General features: G+C 61.1%; 17 protein-coding genes. 6 read left to right on the top strand and 11 right to left on the bottom strand.

What is annotated here, in order from left to right; translation table 11 throughout:
- Positions 1-42: 42 nt before the first annotated feature.
- Entirely contained in the window at positions 43-1,368 is a 1,326-nt protein-coding gene (locus tag HYPGJ_RS06595) for a homoserine dehydrogenase (protein ID WP_046846404.1), read from the bottom strand.
- A 9-nt stretch (positions 1,369-1,377) separates the two neighbouring features.
- Entirely contained in the window at positions 1,378-2,604 is a 1,227-nt protein-coding gene (locus tag HYPGJ_RS06600; RefSeq protein WP_046846405.1) for an LL-diaminopimelate aminotransferase, read from the bottom strand.
- A 384-nt stretch (positions 2,605-2,988) separates the two neighbouring features.
- Between HYPGJ_RS06600 and phaC the strand changes: the two genes are divergently transcribed.
- The gene (gene phaC, locus HYPGJ_RS06605) at positions 2,989-4,803 is read left to right on the top strand and encodes a class I poly(R)-hydroxyalkanoic acid synthase (RefSeq protein ID WP_046846406.1); all 1,815 of its coding nucleotides are present in this window, start codon (positions 2,989-2,991) and stop codon (positions 4,801-4,803) included.
- Between the two features lie 70 nt (positions 4,804-4,873).
- On the opposite strand, the gene HYPGJ_RS06610 is transcribed toward phaC, so the two are convergent.
- The 3 genes from HYPGJ_RS06610 to HYPGJ_RS06620 form a co-directional block, all read right to left on the bottom strand.
- On the bottom strand, positions 4,874-5,194 hold the full coding sequence (locus tag HYPGJ_RS06610; protein ID WP_046846407.1) for a hypothetical protein: 321 nt from the start codon (positions 5,192-5,194) through the stop codon (positions 4,874-4,876).
- 21 nt (positions 5,195-5,215) lie between these two features.
- Complete coding sequence (locus tag HYPGJ_RS06615; RefSeq protein WP_046846408.1) at positions 5,216-6,505, bottom strand: O-acetylhomoserine aminocarboxypropyltransferase; 1,290 nt, start codon at positions 6,503-6,505, stop codon at positions 5,216-5,218.
- 85 nt (positions 6,506-6,590) lie between these two features.
- Positions 6,591-6,797: a hypothetical protein gene (locus HYPGJ_RS06620; protein ID WP_046846409.1), complete on the bottom strand. Its 207-nt coding sequence runs from the start codon at positions 6,795-6,797 to the stop codon at positions 6,591-6,593.
- A gap of 397 nt (positions 6,798-7,194) precedes the next feature.
- On the opposite strand from HYPGJ_RS06620, the gene HYPGJ_RS18730 reads away from it, so the two are divergent.
- Positions 7,195-7,425, top strand: coding sequence for a hypothetical protein (locus tag HYPGJ_RS18730; RefSeq protein ID WP_083984045.1), 231 nt, complete (start codon positions 7,195-7,197; stop codon positions 7,423-7,425).
- Between the two features lie 233 nt (positions 7,426-7,658).
- On the top strand, positions 7,659-8,423 hold the full coding sequence (locus tag HYPGJ_RS06625) for an arginyltransferase (RefSeq protein ID WP_046846410.1): 765 nt from the start codon (positions 7,659-7,661) through the stop codon (positions 8,421-8,423).
- 27 nt (positions 8,424-8,450) lie between these two features.
- Here the strand turns inward: HYPGJ_RS06625 and HYPGJ_RS06630 are convergent, their stop codons facing one another.
- Positions 8,451-8,918 carry a hypothetical protein gene (locus HYPGJ_RS06630; RefSeq protein ID WP_046846411.1) on the bottom strand — a complete coding sequence of 156 codons (468 nt, stop codon included), beginning with the start codon at positions 8,916-8,918 and terminating at the stop codon, positions 8,451-8,453.
- 60 nt (positions 8,919-8,978) lie between these two features.
- The gene (parC, locus tag HYPGJ_RS06635) at positions 8,979-11,228 is read right to left on the bottom strand and encodes a DNA topoisomerase IV subunit A (protein ID WP_046846412.1); all 2,250 of its coding nucleotides are present in this window, start codon (positions 11,226-11,228) and stop codon (positions 8,979-8,981) included.
- A 174-nt stretch (positions 11,229-11,402) separates the two neighbouring features.
- Between parC and HYPGJ_RS06640 the strand changes: the two genes are divergently transcribed.
- A complete protein-coding gene (locus HYPGJ_RS06640) occupies positions 11,403-12,110 on the top strand; it encodes a CAP domain-containing protein (RefSeq protein ID WP_046846413.1) in 708 nt (235 codons plus the stop codon).
- A gap of 90 nt (positions 12,111-12,200) precedes the next feature.
- Positions 12,201-12,467 carry a hypothetical protein gene (locus HYPGJ_RS06645; RefSeq protein ID WP_046846414.1) on the top strand — a complete coding sequence of 89 codons (267 nt, stop codon included), beginning with the start codon at positions 12,201-12,203 and terminating at the stop codon, positions 12,465-12,467.
- A 61-nt stretch (positions 12,468-12,528) separates the two neighbouring features.
- Here HYPGJ_RS06645 and HYPGJ_RS06650 read toward each other — a convergent pair whose 3' ends face one another.
- On the bottom strand, positions 12,529-13,521 hold the full coding sequence (locus HYPGJ_RS06650; protein ID WP_046846415.1) for a L,D-transpeptidase: 993 nt from the start codon (positions 13,519-13,521) through the stop codon (positions 12,529-12,531).
- Between the two features lie 157 nt (positions 13,522-13,678).
- On the bottom strand, positions 13,679-13,954 hold the full coding sequence (locus HYPGJ_RS06655) for a metal-sensitive transcriptional regulator (RefSeq protein ID WP_046846416.1): 276 nt from the start codon (positions 13,952-13,954) through the stop codon (positions 13,679-13,681).
- Between the two features lie 81 nt (positions 13,955-14,035).
- Here HYPGJ_RS06655 and HYPGJ_RS06660 point away from each other — a divergent pair, with 81 nt between their 5' ends.
- The gene (locus HYPGJ_RS06660; RefSeq protein ID WP_083984046.1) at positions 14,036-16,612 is read left to right on the top strand and encodes a heavy metal translocating P-type ATPase; all 2,577 of its coding nucleotides are present in this window, start codon (positions 14,036-14,038) and stop codon (positions 16,610-16,612) included.
- A gap of 16 nt (positions 16,613-16,628) precedes the next feature.
- Here HYPGJ_RS06660 and HYPGJ_RS06665 read toward each other — a convergent pair whose 3' ends face one another.
- Positions 16,629-17,942, bottom strand: a complete 1,314-nt coding sequence (locus tag HYPGJ_RS06665; protein WP_046846417.1) for an MFS transporter — start codon at positions 17,940-17,942, stop codon at positions 16,629-16,631.
- Positions 17,943-17,999: 57 nt separating this feature from the next.
- Positions 18,000-18,710 (bottom strand): MgtC/SapB family protein, encoded by a 711-nt coding sequence (locus HYPGJ_RS06670; protein ID WP_046846418.1) that lies wholly within the window; start codon positions 18,708-18,710, stop codon positions 18,000-18,002.
- Between the last annotated feature and the right edge of the window lie 50 nt (positions 18,711-18,760).

The following is an 18,760-nucleotide window of genomic DNA, read 5'->3' on the forward strand; positions in this document are numbered from 1 at the left end:
ATTCTCATCCTTCCGGACCATGCTTGGCCAAATGTTCGAATTCTACAGCTCTTCAATGCGGATCATCTGCGGAGCTTCGGTGACGTTGCCGTCCTTCTCGATCGCCGCCAAAGCCTTGCGCATCGCCTCTTCGGTCGTCTCATGCGTGATGATGATGACCGGCTGTGCCTTGTCCTTCGATCGCTGCGGAGCGGTGCGCGGCGCGTGAAGCGTCTGCGGCCGATGCTGCACGATGCTCTCGAGCGAGATCGCCTGATCGCTCATGCTCTTGGCGACGGCGGCCATCGCGCCCGGCTTATCGTAGAGAGCCAGGCGGACGTAATAGGAGCCGTAATGCTGATCGAGCTTGGCGCGCTTGTGCGCCTTGAGCTTCGCGACCGGCGTAACGAACGGCGGCACGATCAGCCCACGCGCGACGTCGAGAATGTCGCCGGCGACAGCGGAAGCCGTCGGCTTCGCCCCCGCGCCCGCCCCGACCAGCAGGACGCTGCCCGAGAAATCACCCTCGATGGCGACGGCGTTGGTGACGCCCGAGACTTCCGCGATGGCCGAATCCTTGAAGACCAGCGCCGGAGACACGCGCGCTTCGATGCCCGTTTCAGATTCAGACGCCACGCCGAGCAGCTTGATGCGATAACCGAGACTGTCGGCTGCCTCGATGTCGGCTTCCGTGATCGTCTGAATGCCTTCGACATGGATCTGGTCGAAGGCGACCTTCGTGCCGAAGGCAAGGCTGGTCAGCAGCGCGAGCTTATGCGCTGTATCGAAACCGCCAATATCGAACGTCGGATCGGCCTCGGCATATCCGAGCGCCTGCGCTTCCTTCAAAACGTCTGCGAACGGACGCTTGTCGTTCTGCATCTGCGTCAGGATGTAATTGCAGGTGCCGTTCAGAATACCGTAGACGCGCCGCACGCGGTTCGCGCCCAGCGCTTCGCGCAACGTCTTGATGATCGGGATGCCGCCCGCGACCGCCGCCTCGAAGTTCAAGGCGACGCCATTCTTTTCGGCGAGCTTGGCGAGCGCGATGCCATGTTTGGCGAGCAGCGCCTTGTTGGCCGTCACCACATGCTTTTTCGCTTGCAGCGCTGCCTCGACCGCCGCCTTCGCGACGCCGTCCTCGCCGCCGATCAATTCGATGAAGACTTCGTTCGACGGGTCCTTGGCAAGCGCCACCGGATCGTCGAACCACTGATAGCCGTCGATCGCAATGTTGCGAACCTTGTCGCGGCTCCGCGCCGAAATGCCGGTGACGCGGATTTCGCGTCCGACGATGTTGGCGAAGTGCGCGCCGTTCGTCGTGAGAAGTTCCAGCAGGCCGCCACCGACCGTGCCAACTCCGGCTATACCGAGTTTAAGGGGTTCCATTTTCGCTGACTATCGTGATGCGGATTTCTGAGAGGGAGCGGCGCGCTGATCAGCCTGAGGCGTTTCGGAGAAAAGCTTTTTGATCGATCGTGCCGCCTGGCGAATACGCTGCTCGTTTTCGACCAGCGCGATGCGGATGAAGCCTTCGCCATATTCGCCGAACCCGACGCCCGGTGAAACTGCGACATCGGCTTCTTCGATCAGGAGTTTGGCGAATTCGACGGAGCCCAGGTGCTTGTATTTCTCCGGAACCGGCGCCCAGGCGAACATCGTTGCCGGAGGCGCGGGAACGTGGAATCCGGCGCGGTCGAAGCTTTCGACCAGGGCATCGCGGCGGCTCTTGTACATCGCGCGGATTTCGTCGACGCAATCCTGCGGGCCGTTGAGCGCCGCCGCAGCTGCCACCTGGATCGGCGTGAACGCACCATAATCGAGATAGGATTTGACGCGCGCCAGCGCACCGATCAGCCGCTCGTTGCCGACCGCGAAGCCCATGCGCCAGCCCGGCATGTTGTAGGTCTTCGACAGCGACGTGAACTCGACCGACACATCCTTGGCGCCCGGAACCTGAAGGATCGAAGGCGGCGGCACCCCGTCATAATAAAGTTCGGCATAGGCGATGTCCGAGAGCACAATGATGTCGTGCTTCTTCGCCAGAGCCACTGCGTCCTTGTAGAATTCGAGGTCGGCGACCATCGCGGTCGGATTGGACGGAAACGAAATGACGACCGCCAGCGGCTTCGGGATCGAATGCTTCACTGCGTGATCGATGGCGCGCAGGAAGTCTTCGCCGTTGTTCGCCGGCAGATGCCGGATCGAAGCGCCGGCGATGATGAAGCCGAACGCATGGATCGGGTAAGTCGGGTTCGGAACGAGGACGACGTCGCCCGGCGCGGCAATCGCCTGCGCGATATTCGCGAACCCTTCCTTCGAGCCGAGCGTCGCCACGATCTCGGTTTCCGGATCGAGCTTCACGCCGAAGCGGCGCTCGTAATAGGCCGCCTGCGCCTTGCGCAGACCGGGGATGCCCTTCGACGCCGAGTATCGATGCGTGCGCGGTTTGTTGATCGTCTCGATCAGCTTGTCGACGATGTGCTGGGGCGTCGGCATATCGGGATTGCCCATGCCGAGATCGACGATGTCGGCGCCACGCGCACGCGCGGCGGCTTTCAAACGGTTCACTTCCGCGAAAACGTATGGCGGCAGGCGCTTGATGCGGTGAAAATCTTCGCTCAACAGACTTTGCCCTCGACGCCGCTCGTCACCGGCGTCACAGATATTTCGTTTTTGCACTAGGGATGAACCCGGGATCGGTTAACGACGACCGTGCGCCGATCGCCGCCTTGTTTACGCTCGCCCGCCATGCTCCGTCCAGTGCCGCGGGGCGACGACCTGGGAAACGGTGCGGAAGTCATGAGATTGGCGCCTTCGCAACGCAAAAACGGCCCCAGCCGTGTTTGATTTTTTCCGCCCGCCACCTACTTAGAGGCTATATCGGACACCCGTGATTCGACTTGATCGCTCCCCCTCCGAAGGGCACTCTACCCAAGGTGAAATGGCTGCGGCCGACAGCAGATTGAACTGTCGGCGCCGCATATTGGAAAGCTTTTAAACGCCGCCATGCCCCAGGACAGCTTCAAGCCCGAAATCCCTCCGTTCCTGTCGCGTTACCTGATCGCCAACCCCGAAGAGTTCGCTTCGAACCTTCTTCGCGCTTATGAGCGAGGCAGCCTTGCGCTGGCGCAACTCGCCGAACGACCCGACGCCAAGGCGGGCCCTTATACCCCTGCGAGCGAGTTCTCGGCCGCAACCGAAACGCTGACGTCTCTGGCGCGGACATGGCTCTCCGATCCAGTGAAGCTGTCGGAGGCGCAGACGCTCCTCTTCGGCCAGTTCGCCAATCTCTGGAACAACGTCCTGGCGCGCGCCATGGGCATGCCGATCGCCCCGCTGATCGAACCAGCTTCGAGCGACAACCGCTTCAAGGACCCCGAGTGGAGCGCCAACCCCTTCTTTGATTTTTGCAAGCAGGCCTATCTGTTGGCCTGCAAATGGGCCGAGGATCAATTGGCGGCGACGCCGGGTCTCGATGAACGAGCGCGCCACCGCGCCGAATTCTACCTTCGCCAGTTGACGAGTGCCTACTCGCCGACGAACTTCCTCGCGACCAACCCGGAAGTTCTGCGCGAAACCATCGAGACGAACGGGCGCAATCTCCTGGAAGGCGCCAATCTTCTCGCCGAGGATTTGCGGTCGTCCGGCGATCTGATGAAAATCAGTCAGACCGACGCCAACGCTTTCGAACTCGGCCGCAACCTCGCCACCACGCCCGGCAAGGTGGTTTTCCAGAATGAGTTGCTGCAGCTCATCCAGTATGTGCCCGCGACGGATAAAGTCCGCGAGCGCCCGATTTTGATGGTCCCGCCGTGGATCAACAAATATTACATCCTCGATCTGACGAGCCAGAAAAGCTTCATCAAGTACGTCGTCGATCAGGGCTTCACGGTTTTTGTCGTCTCGTGGGTCAACCCGGACGAAAAGCTCGCGGAAAAAACGTTCGAGGACTACATTCTCGAAGGCATCCTGGAAGCAGTCCGCGCCGTCAAACAAGAGTCGGGCGTCGAGAAAATCAACGTGCTCGGCTATTGCGTCGGCGGCACGGCGCTGGCGACGGGACTTGCGTACCTCGCGCAGCGTGGCGAAGAGCCGTTCAAAAGCTGCACGCTTCTGACGACACAAGTCGACTTCACGCTCGCCGGCGATCTCCTCCTCTTCACCGACGACAACCAGCTCGACAGCCTCGACGCCCTGATGACCGAGAAGGGTTTTCTCGACGGCTCACGCATGGCCAACGTCTTCAACATGATGCGTCCGCGCGATCTCATCTGGCCGTACGTCATCAACAATTACATGCTCGGCAAGAAGCCCTTCCCGTTCGATCTCCTGTTCTGGAACCAGGACTCGACGCGCATGGCCGCCGCCAATCACAAGTTCTATCTGCGCGAGTTCTATAACGAGAACCGTCTTGCCAAGGGCGAAATGGACGTCGGCGGCATCAAGCTCGACCTCGGCAAGATCAAGCTACCGATCTTTTCCGTCGCGACGCGCGAGGATCATATCGCGCCCGCAGCATCGGTTTTCCGCGGCATGCAGATGCTCGGCGGCCCGGTCGAATTCGTGCTCGCAGGATCGGGACACATTGCCGGCGTCATCAATCCGCCGAGCAAGGCCAAATACCAGTTCTGGACGAAGGGCACAAACATGGCGAACCTTGCCGACTGGCAGGCGTCAGCGTCCGTCACGCCGGGGTCCTGGTGGCCCTACTGGATTGAATGGCTGTCGCAGCAGTCCGGAGGCTGGATCGAGGCGCGCGCTCCGGGCAAAAAGCTCGGCGTCATCGAGGATGCGCCGGGCTCTTACGTCAAAGCAAGTTGAGACCTGGAAGCTAAACAAGCTTCGCGCTTTGCGGCCGGCTCCCCGTAGGGAAGCCGCAAAGCGCAATTTATCAAGCCAGCTCGAACTCGCCCTCGTAATCGACGGGCCAGAGGACCGTAAAGTCTTCTCCCTCCAGCGCGCGAAACGCGACGGCATTGATGTCGAGTTCGTCGGACGCGCCCTCGACGATCGGCTCGATCTTTTCCCAGACCTTCGTCGCGTTCTTCGCGAGCAGAATGAGATTGATCACGCCGTCGCCAGGCTCATGCCCATCGACTTCCGCCGTCGTTGAACCGTCGAGGGCGTCTATCAGACGGTCCTCGAGTTCGATCACCTTGTCGAGCGTATCCTCGTCGTCGCCCTGAAATTGCAAAACAAGCTGGTAGTTCATGGCCCCTTCCTGGCGGCATTTCTAAATCGCGGCAAGCGCCTGCTCGAGATCGGCGATGAGGTCGTCGACATCTTCGATACCGAGTGACAGGCGGACAACATCCGGGCCGGCCCCTGCTGCTGCGCGCTCTTCGTCGCGAAGCTGCCGGTGCGTGGTCGACGCCGGATGAATGACGAGGCTGCGGGTGTCCCCAATGTTGGCAAGGAAACTGAAGAGCTTCAAGGCCGAGACCAGCCTCACGCCCGCTTCATAACCACCCTTGAGGCCGAACGTGAAGACCGAACCCGCACCTTTTGGACAAATCTTTTGGTGGAGAGCGTAGCTGGGATTCTTGGGCAGCCCGGCATAGTTCACCCAGCCGACGCCCGGCTGCTTTTCCAGCCATTCCGCCACGATGCGAGCATTGTCGACCTGACGCTGGATCCTGAGCGGCAGCGTCTCGACGCCGGTCAGAATGAGAAACGCATTGAAAGGCGAAATCGCCGGACCGAGGTCGCGCAGACCGAGCACGCGCGCCGCAATCGCAAACGCCATAGGGCCGAAAGCCTCCGCGAGCTTCATTCCGTTGTAGGACGGATTTGGGTCGACCAGCGATTTGTACCGGTGCGGACTTTTCAGCCAGTCGAACGTGCCGCAATCGACGATCACGCCGCCGACCGAGTTGCCGTGGCCGCCGATGAACTTTGTCAGGCTGTGCACGACGATATCGGCGCCGAATTCTTTCGGCCGGCAGAGATAGGGAGTCGCCAGCGTGTTATCGACGATGAATGGAACGCCGGCGCGCTTGGCGACGGCCGCGATGCCGGGCAGATCGCTGATGACGCCCCCCGGATTGGCGATGCTTTCGCAGAAAATCGCGCGTGTCTTCGGCGTTATTGCCCGCTCGAAGCTCGACGCATCCGTCGCGTCCGCCCAGACGACGTTCCAATCGAACTTCTTGTAGGAATGATTGAACTGATTGATCGAGCCGCCGTAGAGCTGACGCGCCGCGATGAATTCATCCCCCGGCTCGAGCAGAGTGTGCAGCGCGAGAAATTGCGCGGCGTGACCCGACGCAACGGCCAGTGCCGCCGTGCCGTCTTCGAGCGCCGCGACGCGCGCTTCGAGCACTGCCTGCGTGGGATTGTTGATCCGCGTGTAGATGTTTCCGAACGCTTCGAGATTGAACAGTGCCGCCGGGTGGTCCGGATCGTTGAACACGAAGGACGTGGTTTGATAGATCGGCGTCACGCGCGCCCCGGTGACGGGATCGGGGCTTGCGCCCGCGTGCACGGCCTGGGTCGCAAACTTTTGCGTCGGCGACTGTGTCATGTGAGAACTCCTGAGCGGCGTTTTTTGCGCCGTCAGGGAGCGCAGCGCGGGCCGGTCTGTCAACCGGCCTTTCTGCAAAAGCTATTCAAAGCTTGGCGAACTGGCCGGCGATGCCGCAGTGCCACTTCTGGATTACCCAATTGGGATGCTCACCAATCCATTTCGCCATTTCGATCTGGCCGTTCATGGCGCATTGCTGGGCGGTGACCCTCTCACCCTCGAAATTGAGGGTCACGTCCTTGCAGCGAGACGGCTGGTCGATCATGCAGACGGCGACGACGAGTTCGATCATGGAACCTCCAGGTCTAGTCTGACGATCACTCGAAAGAGTGATCCGGCTTGCCTTGAGCGGTTCCCCGATGCCTGTTTGTTATCGTCGAGATTATTTCCCGAAGTATGTGGGAATTTCGGTCGAACACAAGAATGCGACCAGCGCGGCTCAATTCTAAATCGCGTTCATGCCGCTTTGAAGATCCGAGTGTGTCTTGTTGGGCTCGAAAATTCGCCGCAAAAGTAGCCGATAAGCCACAATTCAGCCTCGCACAACGCCCGTCCGCGCATAATCAGTCATCGAAATACAACAAACGATTCGGTTTTCTGCGGATTGAGGCAGCTGCGTGCTTGTGCACCGACAGGGTTAAGAGCGAGAAGTGGGCGCGCGAGTCCCGAGACAGATATAAGGGCGGCAAATGACGACTTACGGGGCCTCTTCGGCTCAAAGTGCGGCGTGGGACGGTAAAACCAAATCCGGGGCTCCGACAGTCGGATGGTTTCTGCGAAGATCGGCCCTTTGGGCGGCGATCGTCGTAGCCGGCATCATCTCGGCATGCGCCCTCTACGCGATCGTGGCCAACGCTGAGGCGACGACATCCGGCAACACGCCTGCGGCAACGACACAGACCTCCCCGCTCGGCGTCTGAGACGCGCTGACAGCTGCGTACGCGTCGTTTCGCGCCAGCGCACCGGCGCCGCCTTCGTGTTGTAGCGCGTAGGCTCCATAAGTTCCATTTTCGCAGCGCAGCGCGCGTGCGCGGCGTACTATTTTTGCCTCCCATTCACCGATCCTATCTACGGATAACCGCCGGTGCCTTGATCCTGACCAGCGCCTCCCTTTATCATCGTAGAAGGCTGGTGCCCCGAGGGACGCGTCGGAATGACGGAGCAACAAAAGAAATTTCCAGAGTTCTACGTTACCGCTCCGCAGCCCTGCCCGTATTTGCCCGGCCGGCTTGAACGCAAACTCTTCACGCATCTGACGCACGACAAGCCGCCGGAGCTCATCGACCGCCTGCTGACAACCGGCTTTCGCCGCAGCCAGAACATCGCCTACGTGCCGTACTGCGAGGGCTGCCAGGCCTGCGTGTCCGTGCGCGTCGTGGTCAACGAGTTCAAAAGCAATCGATCGATGCGCCGCAGCTGGGTGCGCAATTCCAAGCTCGCCGCGCGCCGCACCGCGTCGATCCCGACGCAGGAACAGTTCAAGCTCTTCCGCGCCTACATCGATGCCCGCCACAGCGACGGCGGCATGGCCGACATGACGATGCTCGACTACCGCATGATGGTCGAAGACACCGTCATCGACACGTTCCTGACCGAATACCGCCAGAGGCCGGACGGCGCACCCGATTCCGAATTCGACTCCTGGCCGCTCAAGGCCGTGGCGCTGTGCGACCGGCTGAGCGACGGCATTTCGATGGTCTACAGCTTCTATGATCCCGATGGCGCCGACTCAGGCCTCGGCACGTACATGATCCTGGAGCATATTGCGTTCGCGCAGCGCATCGGTCTGCCGCACGTCTACCTCGGTTATTGGATCGAGGGCTCGAAGAAGATGGCGTACAAAACGCGCTTCCAGCCGCAAGAACGCCTCGGACCTGATCGCTGGGAGCGCGTCGCCGAAGACGCCACGGAATTCTAAAAGCGCAGACCTGCAGGGTTGCTGATCTTACTTCGCAAGCTCGGCATTGAGCTTGTCGAACATGTACTGCCACTTCGCCGTCTGAGTATCGACGAGCACGTTCATCCGGGCTCTGAGTTCCAGCAGGATCGCACAGTCCGGACTCTCCGCGCTCGCACCCTCGCGCCCCATCGATGAAATTGCCGATAGCAGTTCGTCCGTCGATTTGTCGTAGACCGCCGTCTTGTCGTCGCGCACGAACGGCGCCGCCTTTTCCATGAACTCGTTCTGGTTCCAGTTGCGCTTCAACTTCAACTCGCGCAGCTTTTCCTGAAACTCAGGTCGGTTCTTGCTGTTGAGATCGCGCAGGCTCGACGCCGTCGCCTCGACGACAGCCTCGAAATCCTCTTTCTGGCATGTTGTTTCGGTGCCTTGCGCCCGGGCATCGGTTGTCCCGATCCCCATCATCGCCGCCGCCACCACGATCCAAGCCGCTTTTTTGAACGTCCCACCCATGCGACATGGTCGTAGCCGTGCCGAGCGGCCGCGACAAGCGCGGCCGGTCAACATCTGCAATCAAAATCGCGGACCGAAGGAATTCGATCGCGGGAACCCGCGCGGAACGACACGCCCGGCTTGCGAGCGCTCGCCGACCCAGTCCCGCATCTCGCCCCACGCGAGGGTGAATTCGCGGCCTGCGCTATCGACCCACGTCAGGCCGTTCGACTTCTTGAAGACGCGAACGTCGGACAGGCTGCCGTCCTTGAAGCGTTGCAGGATGACACCCTTGCCGCGCGTCATCTCGTTAACCTCGTCGATCTTGAAGACGAGGAGCTTGCGATTGTCGCCGACCGTCGCAACGTAATCGCCTTCGGCCGGGACGCAGACGCGCGCCTCGTCCGGCTCCGACACGTTCAGGACCTGCTTGCCCTTGCGCGTCGACGCGATCACTTCCTGTTCCGGCACGATAAAGCCGTAGCCCGCCGTCGAAGCGACGAGCAGCTTGCGCGACGGATCGTGCACGAACACCTCGACGATGTCGTGGTTCTCTTCGAGATCGATCATCAGCCGCACGGGCTCGCCGTGACCGCGTCCACCTGGCAGCGCGTTCGCTTCGAGCGTGAAGAATTTGCCGTTCGTCGTCAGCAGCACGAGCTTGTCGGTCGTCAACGCCTTGATGGCGCGCTTCAAAGCATCGCCCTGCTTGAAGTCCAGCTTCGAGAGATCGTCCTGATGGCCCTTGAGCGTGCGCACCCAGCCCTTTTCCGACAGGATGACCGTGATCGGCTCCTTCTCGACCAAGGCAGCAGCAAGATCGACCTCGACCTCCGGCGCATCGGCGAACGTCGAACGGCGGCGGCCGATGGCGGTCTTCTTCGAGTACGTCTCGCGCGTCGTCTTGACCTCGTTCGAGACGTGCTCCCATTGCAGCTCTTCCGATTTCAGAAGCTGCTTCAGCTCGCGCCGTTCTTTCGAAAGCTTGTCGTGCTCGGAGCGGATCTCGACCTCTTCGAGCCGCGACAGCGACCGCAGACGTAGGTTCAGGATCGCTTCCGCCTGCACATCGCTGAGATTGAATTTCGCGATCAGCTTCGCCTTCGGATCGTCTTCGCGACGAATGATCCGGATGACTTCATCGATATTGAGATAGGCGATCAGATAGCCGTCGAGAACTTCGAGGCGATGCTCGATCTTCTTCAGGCGATGCGTCGAACGGCGAACAAGCACCTCGATTCGGTGCTCCAGCCACTGCCAGAGCACATCGCGCAGATCGAGCACGTTCGGCACCTGCCCCGCCGACAGCACGTTCATGTTGAGCCCGACGCGCACTTCGAGTTCGGAAGCGCGGAACATGCTCTCCATCAGCAGCACGGGATCGACGACGCGGGTTTTCGGCTCCAGCACGAGGCGAATTTCTTCCGCACTCTCGTCGCGCACATCGCCAAGGAACGGCAGCTTCTTGTCGCTCATCAGCTCGGCGATTTTCTCGACGAGCTTGGCCTTCTGGACGCCGTAGGGAATTTCCGTCACGACGATCTGATAGCCGCCGCGTGCCGTATCTTCCTTGCTCCAGCGGGCGCGCACGCGAAAACCGCCGCGGCCCGTCTTATAGGCTTCCAGAATTGCATCGCGCGGTTCGACGATCACGCCGCCGGTCGGGAAGTCCGGCCCCGGCACCATCTCGACGAGCTTTTCGATCGTCGCATTCGGATGCTTGATGAGATGCAGCAGCGCGGCGCAAAGCTCATCGACGTTGTGCGGCGGAATGTTCGTCGCCATGCCGACCGCGATGCCCGAGGCGCCGTTCGCCAGCAGGTTCGGAAACGCCGCGGGCAGAACCACCGGCTCCTCGACGCGGCCGTCGTAGTTCGGACGGAACTCGACCGTATCCTCGTCGATGCCTTCGAGGATCAGCGCCGCCGTTTCCGTCATGCGCGCTTCGGTGTAGCGTTCGGCCGCCGGATTATCGCCGTCGATGTTGCCGAAGTTGCCCTGGCCGTCGACCAGCGGATAGCGCACCGCGAAATCCTGCGCGAGGCGCGCCAGCGCATCGTAGATCGCCTGGTTGCCGTGCGGGTGATAGTCACCCATCACCTCGCCGACGATCTTCGCGCACTTGATGTAGCCGCCTTCCGGATTGAGCCTGAGTTCGCGCATCGCATAGAGAATGCGTCTGTGGACGGGCTTCAAACCGTCACGCACGTCGGGCAGCGCCCGGTTCATGATCGTCGACAGCGCGTACGCGAGATACCGCTCCTCAAGAGCGGTACGGAATTCGACGGGCTCGATCGGGCCGTCGCCAGGAAGAATCGGTTTTGTCGTCATGGGCGCATCCCTACAGCGCGGCCCCAAGGCTCTCAAGCCCGCCATGGGGCGCGCACTGCCGCTTTATGAAAAGCGTGCTATTTGGGCGCAAGCTTTTGCGATGGTGCGCCAGTGTCACGGCGAGCACATCATTTGCCAACAGATTGATTTGCCACGATAACAGGATTGCTGCGGATGGCGGCGCTGGTGCCGGATTTACCCAAGGTTGAACTGCAGATCGTCGAGATGACCAATCAGGTCCGGCGTGAGCAGAACCTCAACGCGCTGCGCATCAACGCCATGCTCGCCAAGGCTGCACGCGCGTATGCGGAACGCCTCGCACGCAGCGGCCAGTTTTCCCACACCGCCGACGGCGGCAATCCTGGAAAGCGCGCGGAAACGGCGGGCTACAAGCCGTGCGCCGTTGCCGAAAACATCGCTATGGACCGATCGGGCCAGGGCTTCGATACCGGCCAGCTCGCGATGCAGGCCGTCGCTGGCTGGATGAACTCCGCGCCCCATCGCGCGAATATCCTCATGGCGTCGGCGACCGAGATCGGTGTCGGCGTCGCAAAATCGCCAGACCCCGTGCCGAAGTACATCTCCGTCGAAATGTTTGGGCGCCCCGCGAGTGAAGGCGTCAAATTTGAAATCGTCAACACCTCGGCCGACATCGTCGCCTATCGGTTTCTCGGCAAGACGCGCGATCTCAAACCGCGCATGACGATCACGCAAAGCTCATGCAGCGTCGGCGAAATCACGTTCGCGAAGCCGGCTGGCTTTCTCTCGCCGGGAAGCGAAATCGCGCGCTTCAACCCCGAGAATGGAAAGCGCTACATTTTGAAAAGCGGTTTGAACGGCGCGATCTCGATCGAGATCGGAATCAACATCAAGTCGCGCTGATCGCTATAAGCCTCCCGAAAACTGGCATTCGGAACATTTCGCGCCCGAAACTCGTTTTGCTGACCGAATTGATAGCAAACGAGGTCGCAAATGAATGGCCCCAGATTCGGCAGCATCGCGTTGGTCATCGTGCTGTTCGCTCTGATCGTTGGCGGCGTTTACGCCTACCAGCGCTCGCAAACGGAAGTGCTCGTCGATAGCCCGGCGGTTCGCGTCGAAACGAACAAAGTCACCGGCGAGACCACAGTCGACGCTCCATTTGCACATGTCGAAAAGGACGGCAGTGGCACGCGCGTTCAGGCGCCGGGCGTTGACGTCAATGTTCCCAAGGAGCCGCCGCCAAATTCAACTCCATAAGCGAGATTGCCACGTATTGAGCGCCCGCGAATGTGCGGGCGCTTTTTTTGTTTCCAACCGCTCAGCGCCAGGGCTCGTAATAGTAGGGATCGTCATAGTCGTCACCACGGCCCTGGAAGTCGCGACGCTCGTAACGCTGCGGGCGCTGTCGGCTCGTGGCTTTGATGGCGGAAGTCTTGGAACTCGCGGCCGACGCGATCTTGCCATCCAGCGAACGCACGACTGTCACCTCGGTGCCGACTCGCACGAGGGAGGCCAGATGCAGCACGTTTTCGTTCAGCATGCGGAAGCAGCCTGACGATTCCGCACGCCCGATCGACTTCGGCTCGTTGGTGCCGTGAATGCGGTAAAGCGTATTGCCGAGATAGATTGCCTTCGCGCCGAGCGGATTGCGAATGCCACCCAGCATGCGCGTTGGCAATTCCGGCTTGCGCTTGCGCATGTCGGTAGGCGGATACCAGTCCGGCCAGTCCGCGATGCGCGAAACCTTTTCCTTGCCTGACCAGCCGAAGCCCTGACGTCCGACACCAATCGAATACGCATACGCCGACGTTGAGCTGAGCACGTAATAGAGTTTGCGCTTGCTCGCATCGATCACGATCGAACCCTGAGCATACGGACCGCTGAACGGCACCACCGGCGGCGCTACCGCCTGAATGTAAGGCCGGCTTCCGCCATTCGAGCCGGGCGCCTTGCTCAGCTGCTGTTCTTCGTCCAGCTGTGGCGCGGCATCCCAGGCACCATAGTCGTCCCGACCGTCGTAACGGCGATCATCGAAATACCGGCGGCCATCATATCGATCGTCGCGCCGGTCGCTGGTATCGGGTCCGCCATTGTATCGGGGATCATAGCGCCGATCCTCGTTCTCGTCGAAGCGCCGGTAGACCCGCGGACCGCCATAGCGATTGTCATCGTAGCCGCGATCGTCATCGTCCGGATCGCTGTAGACTTGTCCGCGTCCGCCGTCCCACGGATCCCACTGCTGCGCTGAAGCCAGCGTTGACCACGTCGTCGACACGAGAACTGCGGCAACGGCTGAGATGAATGTTTTCATGGGACCCCGCGATGGTCATTCCGACAGAGCCCACAACAACGCTGCAAGCCTATCGTTCCGTCGGGTGTATGTCGCGCCCGAACGAGACTTTCGCGTGGCAAACCGATGGCATGGCGCCGCCTGCGACATTACAAATTGAACGCGCAAGACTTGCAGTTTAGCGCGACGCGCGCGCGAGCACGTCCATCAATTCCGCAACCTTGCGCCGCTGATCCGCAGCGTTGCCGCTCGCGATCGCGTGCTCGACGCAATGGGCGACATGATCGCGCAGCACCTCCTCTTCGACACGGCGGAGCGCCGCGCGCACCGCTGAAATCTGCGTGACGACGTCGATGCAATAACGATCGTCTTCGACCATTTTCGCGAGGCCGCGCACCTGACCCTCGATACGGTTCAGGCGTTTCAGGCAGGATGCTTTCATGTGTTTGTGCATGCCTTGACCGATACCCCATGGGGGTATAGATGTCAAATATCGGAGATACCCTCATGGGGTATAGGGCATACGGAATTTGCTATGGCAGCGGATCACGACGGATCGCACGGACACGCGGGCGAAGCACAGAACGGCAAAAGTTGCTGCGGCTGCGGTCACAACCCCACGCCAGCGAAGGCAGAGCATAAGCCCGAGCATTTGGAAAAAGACCCCGTATGCGGAATGAGCGTCGATCCGCTGACTGCCAAGCATCGCGCCGAGCATGACGGACGCGCGTACTATTTTTGCAGCGCCGGCTGCCGTACGAAATTCCTTGCCGATCCTGAGAAATATCTCAATCCAGCTGAAGCCGAACCAAAGTCCGAGCACCTGAATAAAGATCCGGTCTGCGGAATGAACGTCGATCCGCATACCGCCAAACATCGCGCCGAGCACGCCGGGCACACGTACTATTTCTGCTGCGCCGGTTGCCGCACGAAATTCATCGCCGACCCTGCGAAGTATCTCAGTCCCGCTGAGGCTTCCGCCGAGCCCGTACCGGAAGGCACGATTTACACCTGCCCGATGCACCCCGAGATCCGGCAAGTCGGACCTGGTCCGTGCCCGATTTGTGGCATGGCGCTCGAGCCCGACATCATCACCGCCGACGCCGCTCCCAATCCCGAGCTCGCGGATATGACGCGCCGCCTCTGGATCGGCCTCGTGCTCGCCACGCCCGTTTTCATTCTGGAGATGGGCAGCCATCTCTTCGGGCTGCACCATTTGATCAACCCGGCTACATCCAACTTGCTGCAGTTTGCTCTCGCGACGCCGGTCGTGCTGTGGGCGGGCTGGCCATTCTTCGAGCGCGGATGGAAATCGATCCAGACGCGCAATCTCAACATGTTCACGCTGATAGCCATCGGCACCGGTGTCGCTTGGGCTTACAGCGTCGTCGCGACTTTCCTGCCGGATATTTTTCCACCCGCACTGCGCACGAACGGCGGCTCGGTGCCCGTCTACTTCGAAGCCGCAGCCGTCATCACCGTTCTCGTGCTGATCGGGCAGGTGCTTGAACTGCGCGCGCGCGAACAGACCGGTGGCGCCATTCGCGCCCTGCTCAATCTCACGCCGAAAACCGCGCGGCGTCTTGCTGCCGGAGACAGCGAGCAGGAAATCGAAATCGATGCGGTCACCGTCGGCGACCGCCTGCGCGTGCGTCCCGGCGAGCGCATCCCCGTCGATGGCGATCTCATCGATGGCAAGAGTTTCGTCGACGAGTCCATGGTGACCGGCGAATCCAATCCCGTCACCAAGGCAACCGGCGCGAAGCTCATCGGCGGAACGATCAACGGCAGCGGAACGCTGGTCATGCGCGCGACCGGCGTCGGCCGCGACACCATGCTCGCGCGCATCGTGCAGATGGTTGCCGAAGCACAGCGCAGCCGCGCGCCGATCCAGCGCCTCGCCGATCAGGTCGCAAGCTGGTTCGTGCCGCTCGTGATCGCCGCCGCTGCGCTGGCGTTCATCGCCTGGGCGACATTCGGGCCTGAACCACGCTTCTCCTACGCACTGATCGCAGCAGTGTCCGTTTTGATCATCGCCTGCCCGTGCGCGCTCGGTCTCGCGACGCCGATGTCGATCATGGTGGGCGTCGGACGCGGCGCGCAATCCGGAGTGCTGATCAAAAGCGCGGAAGCGCTCGAGCGCATGGAAAAGATCGACACGCTCGTCATCGACAAAACCGGAACGCTGACCGAAGGCAAACCAAAGGTGACGGCGGTGCGAACCGCATCATCCGTCAGCGAAACCGATCTTCTGAAATTCGCGGCGAGCCTCGAACATGCGAGCGAGCATCCCCTTGGCGCAGCCATCGTTGCCGCCGCAAAGGAACGAAATGTTGCTCTGGCTCCTGTCTCGGACTTCGACGCACCATCCGGCAAAGGCGTATCCGGCGTCATCGAAGGACACCGCGTCGTCGTCGGCAATCGCCGCATCATGGCCGATGCTGCAATCGATACGGCCGCCTTCGATCATGAAGTCGAACGTCTGCGCAGCGACGGCGGATCGGCCGTATACGTCGCGCTCGACGGCAAGGCCGCAGGCGTGATCGCCGTCGCCGATCCGATCAAAGCAACGACCGCATCCGCGCTACGCAAGCTCTCTGACAGCCGTGTCCACATCATCATGCTCACGGGCGATAACGTGACGACGGCGAAGAGCGTCGCAGCCAAGCTTGGAATCTCGGACGTCAAAGCCGACGTGCTTCCGGAAGACAAGGCGAAGATCGTGCAGGAACTTCGCCGCAATGGTCACGCGGTCGCCATGGCGGGTGACGGCGTCAACGATGCGCCTGCATTGGCTGCGGCCGATGTCGGCATTGCGATGGGAACCGGAACCGATGTTGCGATCGAAAGCGCAGGCATCACACTCTTGAAAGGCGATCTCGAAGGCATCGCGCGCGCCCGCCGCCTCTCGGAAGCGACGATGGCGAACATCCGGCAGAACCTCTTCTTCGCGTTTGTCTATAACGCAGCCGGCGTGCCGATCGCAGCAGGCGTCCTCTACCCGGCGTTCGGACTTCTGCTGTCGCCGATTATTGCCGCCGTGGCGATGTCGCTGTCGTCCGTGAGCGTGATCAGCAACGCGCTACGCCTCCGCGCAACAGACATCGGCTGACGCGGAGTCCGCAACGTCACACGGGATCGGGTTCGAACGCAGCCGTTGGAGAAACGGCCGTTCGTCTCGGTTTGCCGAGCGACAGCGCGAACAGTGCCGCGACGAGGCACGCAGCGCCGGCGATGAAAAACGCTGGCAGATACGTCGACCACTCCGTACGCGTCAGTCCCGCACCGTACGCCGCAGCCGCCGCGCCGAGCTGGTGCCCCGCGAAGATCCAGCCGAACACGACGTTCGTGCGCTCGGCGCCGAAATAGCGCGACGTGAGTTTCACCGTCGGCGGCACGGTCGCGATCCAATCGAGTCCGTAGAACATCGCGAAAAACGACAGCCCGTAGAACGTGAAATCCGTGAACGGCAGATAGATGAGCGATAGTCCGCGCAAGCCATAATACCAGAACAGCAGCCAGCGATTGTCGAACCGGTCCGAGAGCCAGCCCGATCCGATCGTTCCGAAAAAGTCGAACACACCCATCAGCGCAAGCACGCTCGCCGCCTTCACCGGCGCCAAGCCGAAATCGCCGCACAGCGCAATGAAATGCGTTTGAATGAGGCCGCTGGTGCTCAATCCGCAAATGAAAAACGTGCCGAACAGCACCCAGAACGCCCCACTCTTCATTGCGTCCATGAGCACGAGAACCGGCGACGCGAGAAGTTCGCCAAGACCGCCGCTCGGCCGGACGTGAGGAACGATGTCGGTCGCCCCATACGGCGCGAGACCAATGTCGGACGGGCGATTGCACATCAACAGCGTGACGAGCAATGTCGCGAGAACCAGCATCGCACAGATGAAACACAGTGCTATGCGCCAGCCGTAGGCTTCCGTCAGGCTCGCAAGGAGCGGCAGAAAAACCAGCTGCCCCGTCGCGGTGCTCGCCGACAGCAGTCCCATTGCAAGGCCACGCCGCTCAGAGAACCATTGCGTCGCGACCGTCGCTCCGAGCACCATCGCCGTCAGTCCCGTGCCGATGCCGAGTCCGACACCCCAGAGCAGGAGCAGTTGCGAGACACTCGTCATCGCCAGGGACGTGACGAGCGTGACCGTCAGGATGCCGAGCGCCAGCAGCACGATGCGTCGGACACCGAAGCGGTTCATCAGGACGGCGGCGAACGGCCCCATCAATCCGTAAAGCAAAAAGCGGAGCGCAAGCGCCGAGGAAATCTCCGACGTCGTCCAGCCGAACTCACGTTCGAGCGGAACGATGAAGACGCCGGGCGCACCGATTGTTCCAGCCGTGATGAGCATCGTCAGAAACGTCACGGCCGCGACGACCCAGCCGTAGTGTACGTTTCTTCGCGCCAGCGCGGATGTCAGCGACCGCGACGTCATATCGGCTCCGATCCCGCGCGTTCGCAATTCGCGCACTACGATGTTTTATCCGAGCCCCTAGCGGAAGCCCTCAGCGACCATCTCGAACGACTGAAGATTATACTTGCTCGTCAGAAAATCGAGCAGCGGAGGCGGATTGCCGTCGATCTCCGGCTGCTCCCAGTGCACTTCAAAAGTCATGTGCTTGCGCTCTTCGCCGACGTCCGTTTCGCTGAGGAACGTGACGCCATATCCTTGGGCGTGCAGCGTTTGAAAAAATTCTGCGAGCGTCGGCGTATTCCGTGCGCCTTCGATCACCACGTGCGCACGCCGCCTGCGCGCGACGCGCAAATCCACCCATTTGAATCCGATGAGCGTAAGCAGGATGATCGCGGTACCAACGCTGCCGAGTATCAGGTTGCCGCTGCCGAAACACAAACCGACGACCGTCACGGCCCAGAGCGTCGCAGCCGTCGTGACGCCCGAAATCGTGTTGCCTTGTTTGAGGATCGCGCCACCGCCGATGAAGCCCATGCCTGTCAGAATTCCGAGAGGCAACCGCATCGGGTCCATGGTCGCGAATGAGCCGGATGTCTTGCCGCCAACATCGAGAATGGAATTCGCGAGGATCATCGCGAGCGAGGCCGCAAGTGCCGCCAGCACCGTCGTCCGGAACCCTGCGCTATGTCCGCCGGCTTCCCGGTTGATGCCAATCAGCCCTCCCGCAACCACCGTCAAGAACAGACGGAGCGCAATATCTGTGACACTCGGATAGAGTGGCATTTCCATTCTCGAAACCTCCGCAAGGTGGTGCGCAAATTTGTGAGTTTATAGTCTCG

Source organism: Hyphomicrobium sp. GJ21 (genome assembly GCF_001006785.1).
Lineage (GTDB): Bacteria > Pseudomonadota > Alphaproteobacteria > Rhizobiales > Hyphomicrobiaceae > Hyphomicrobium_B.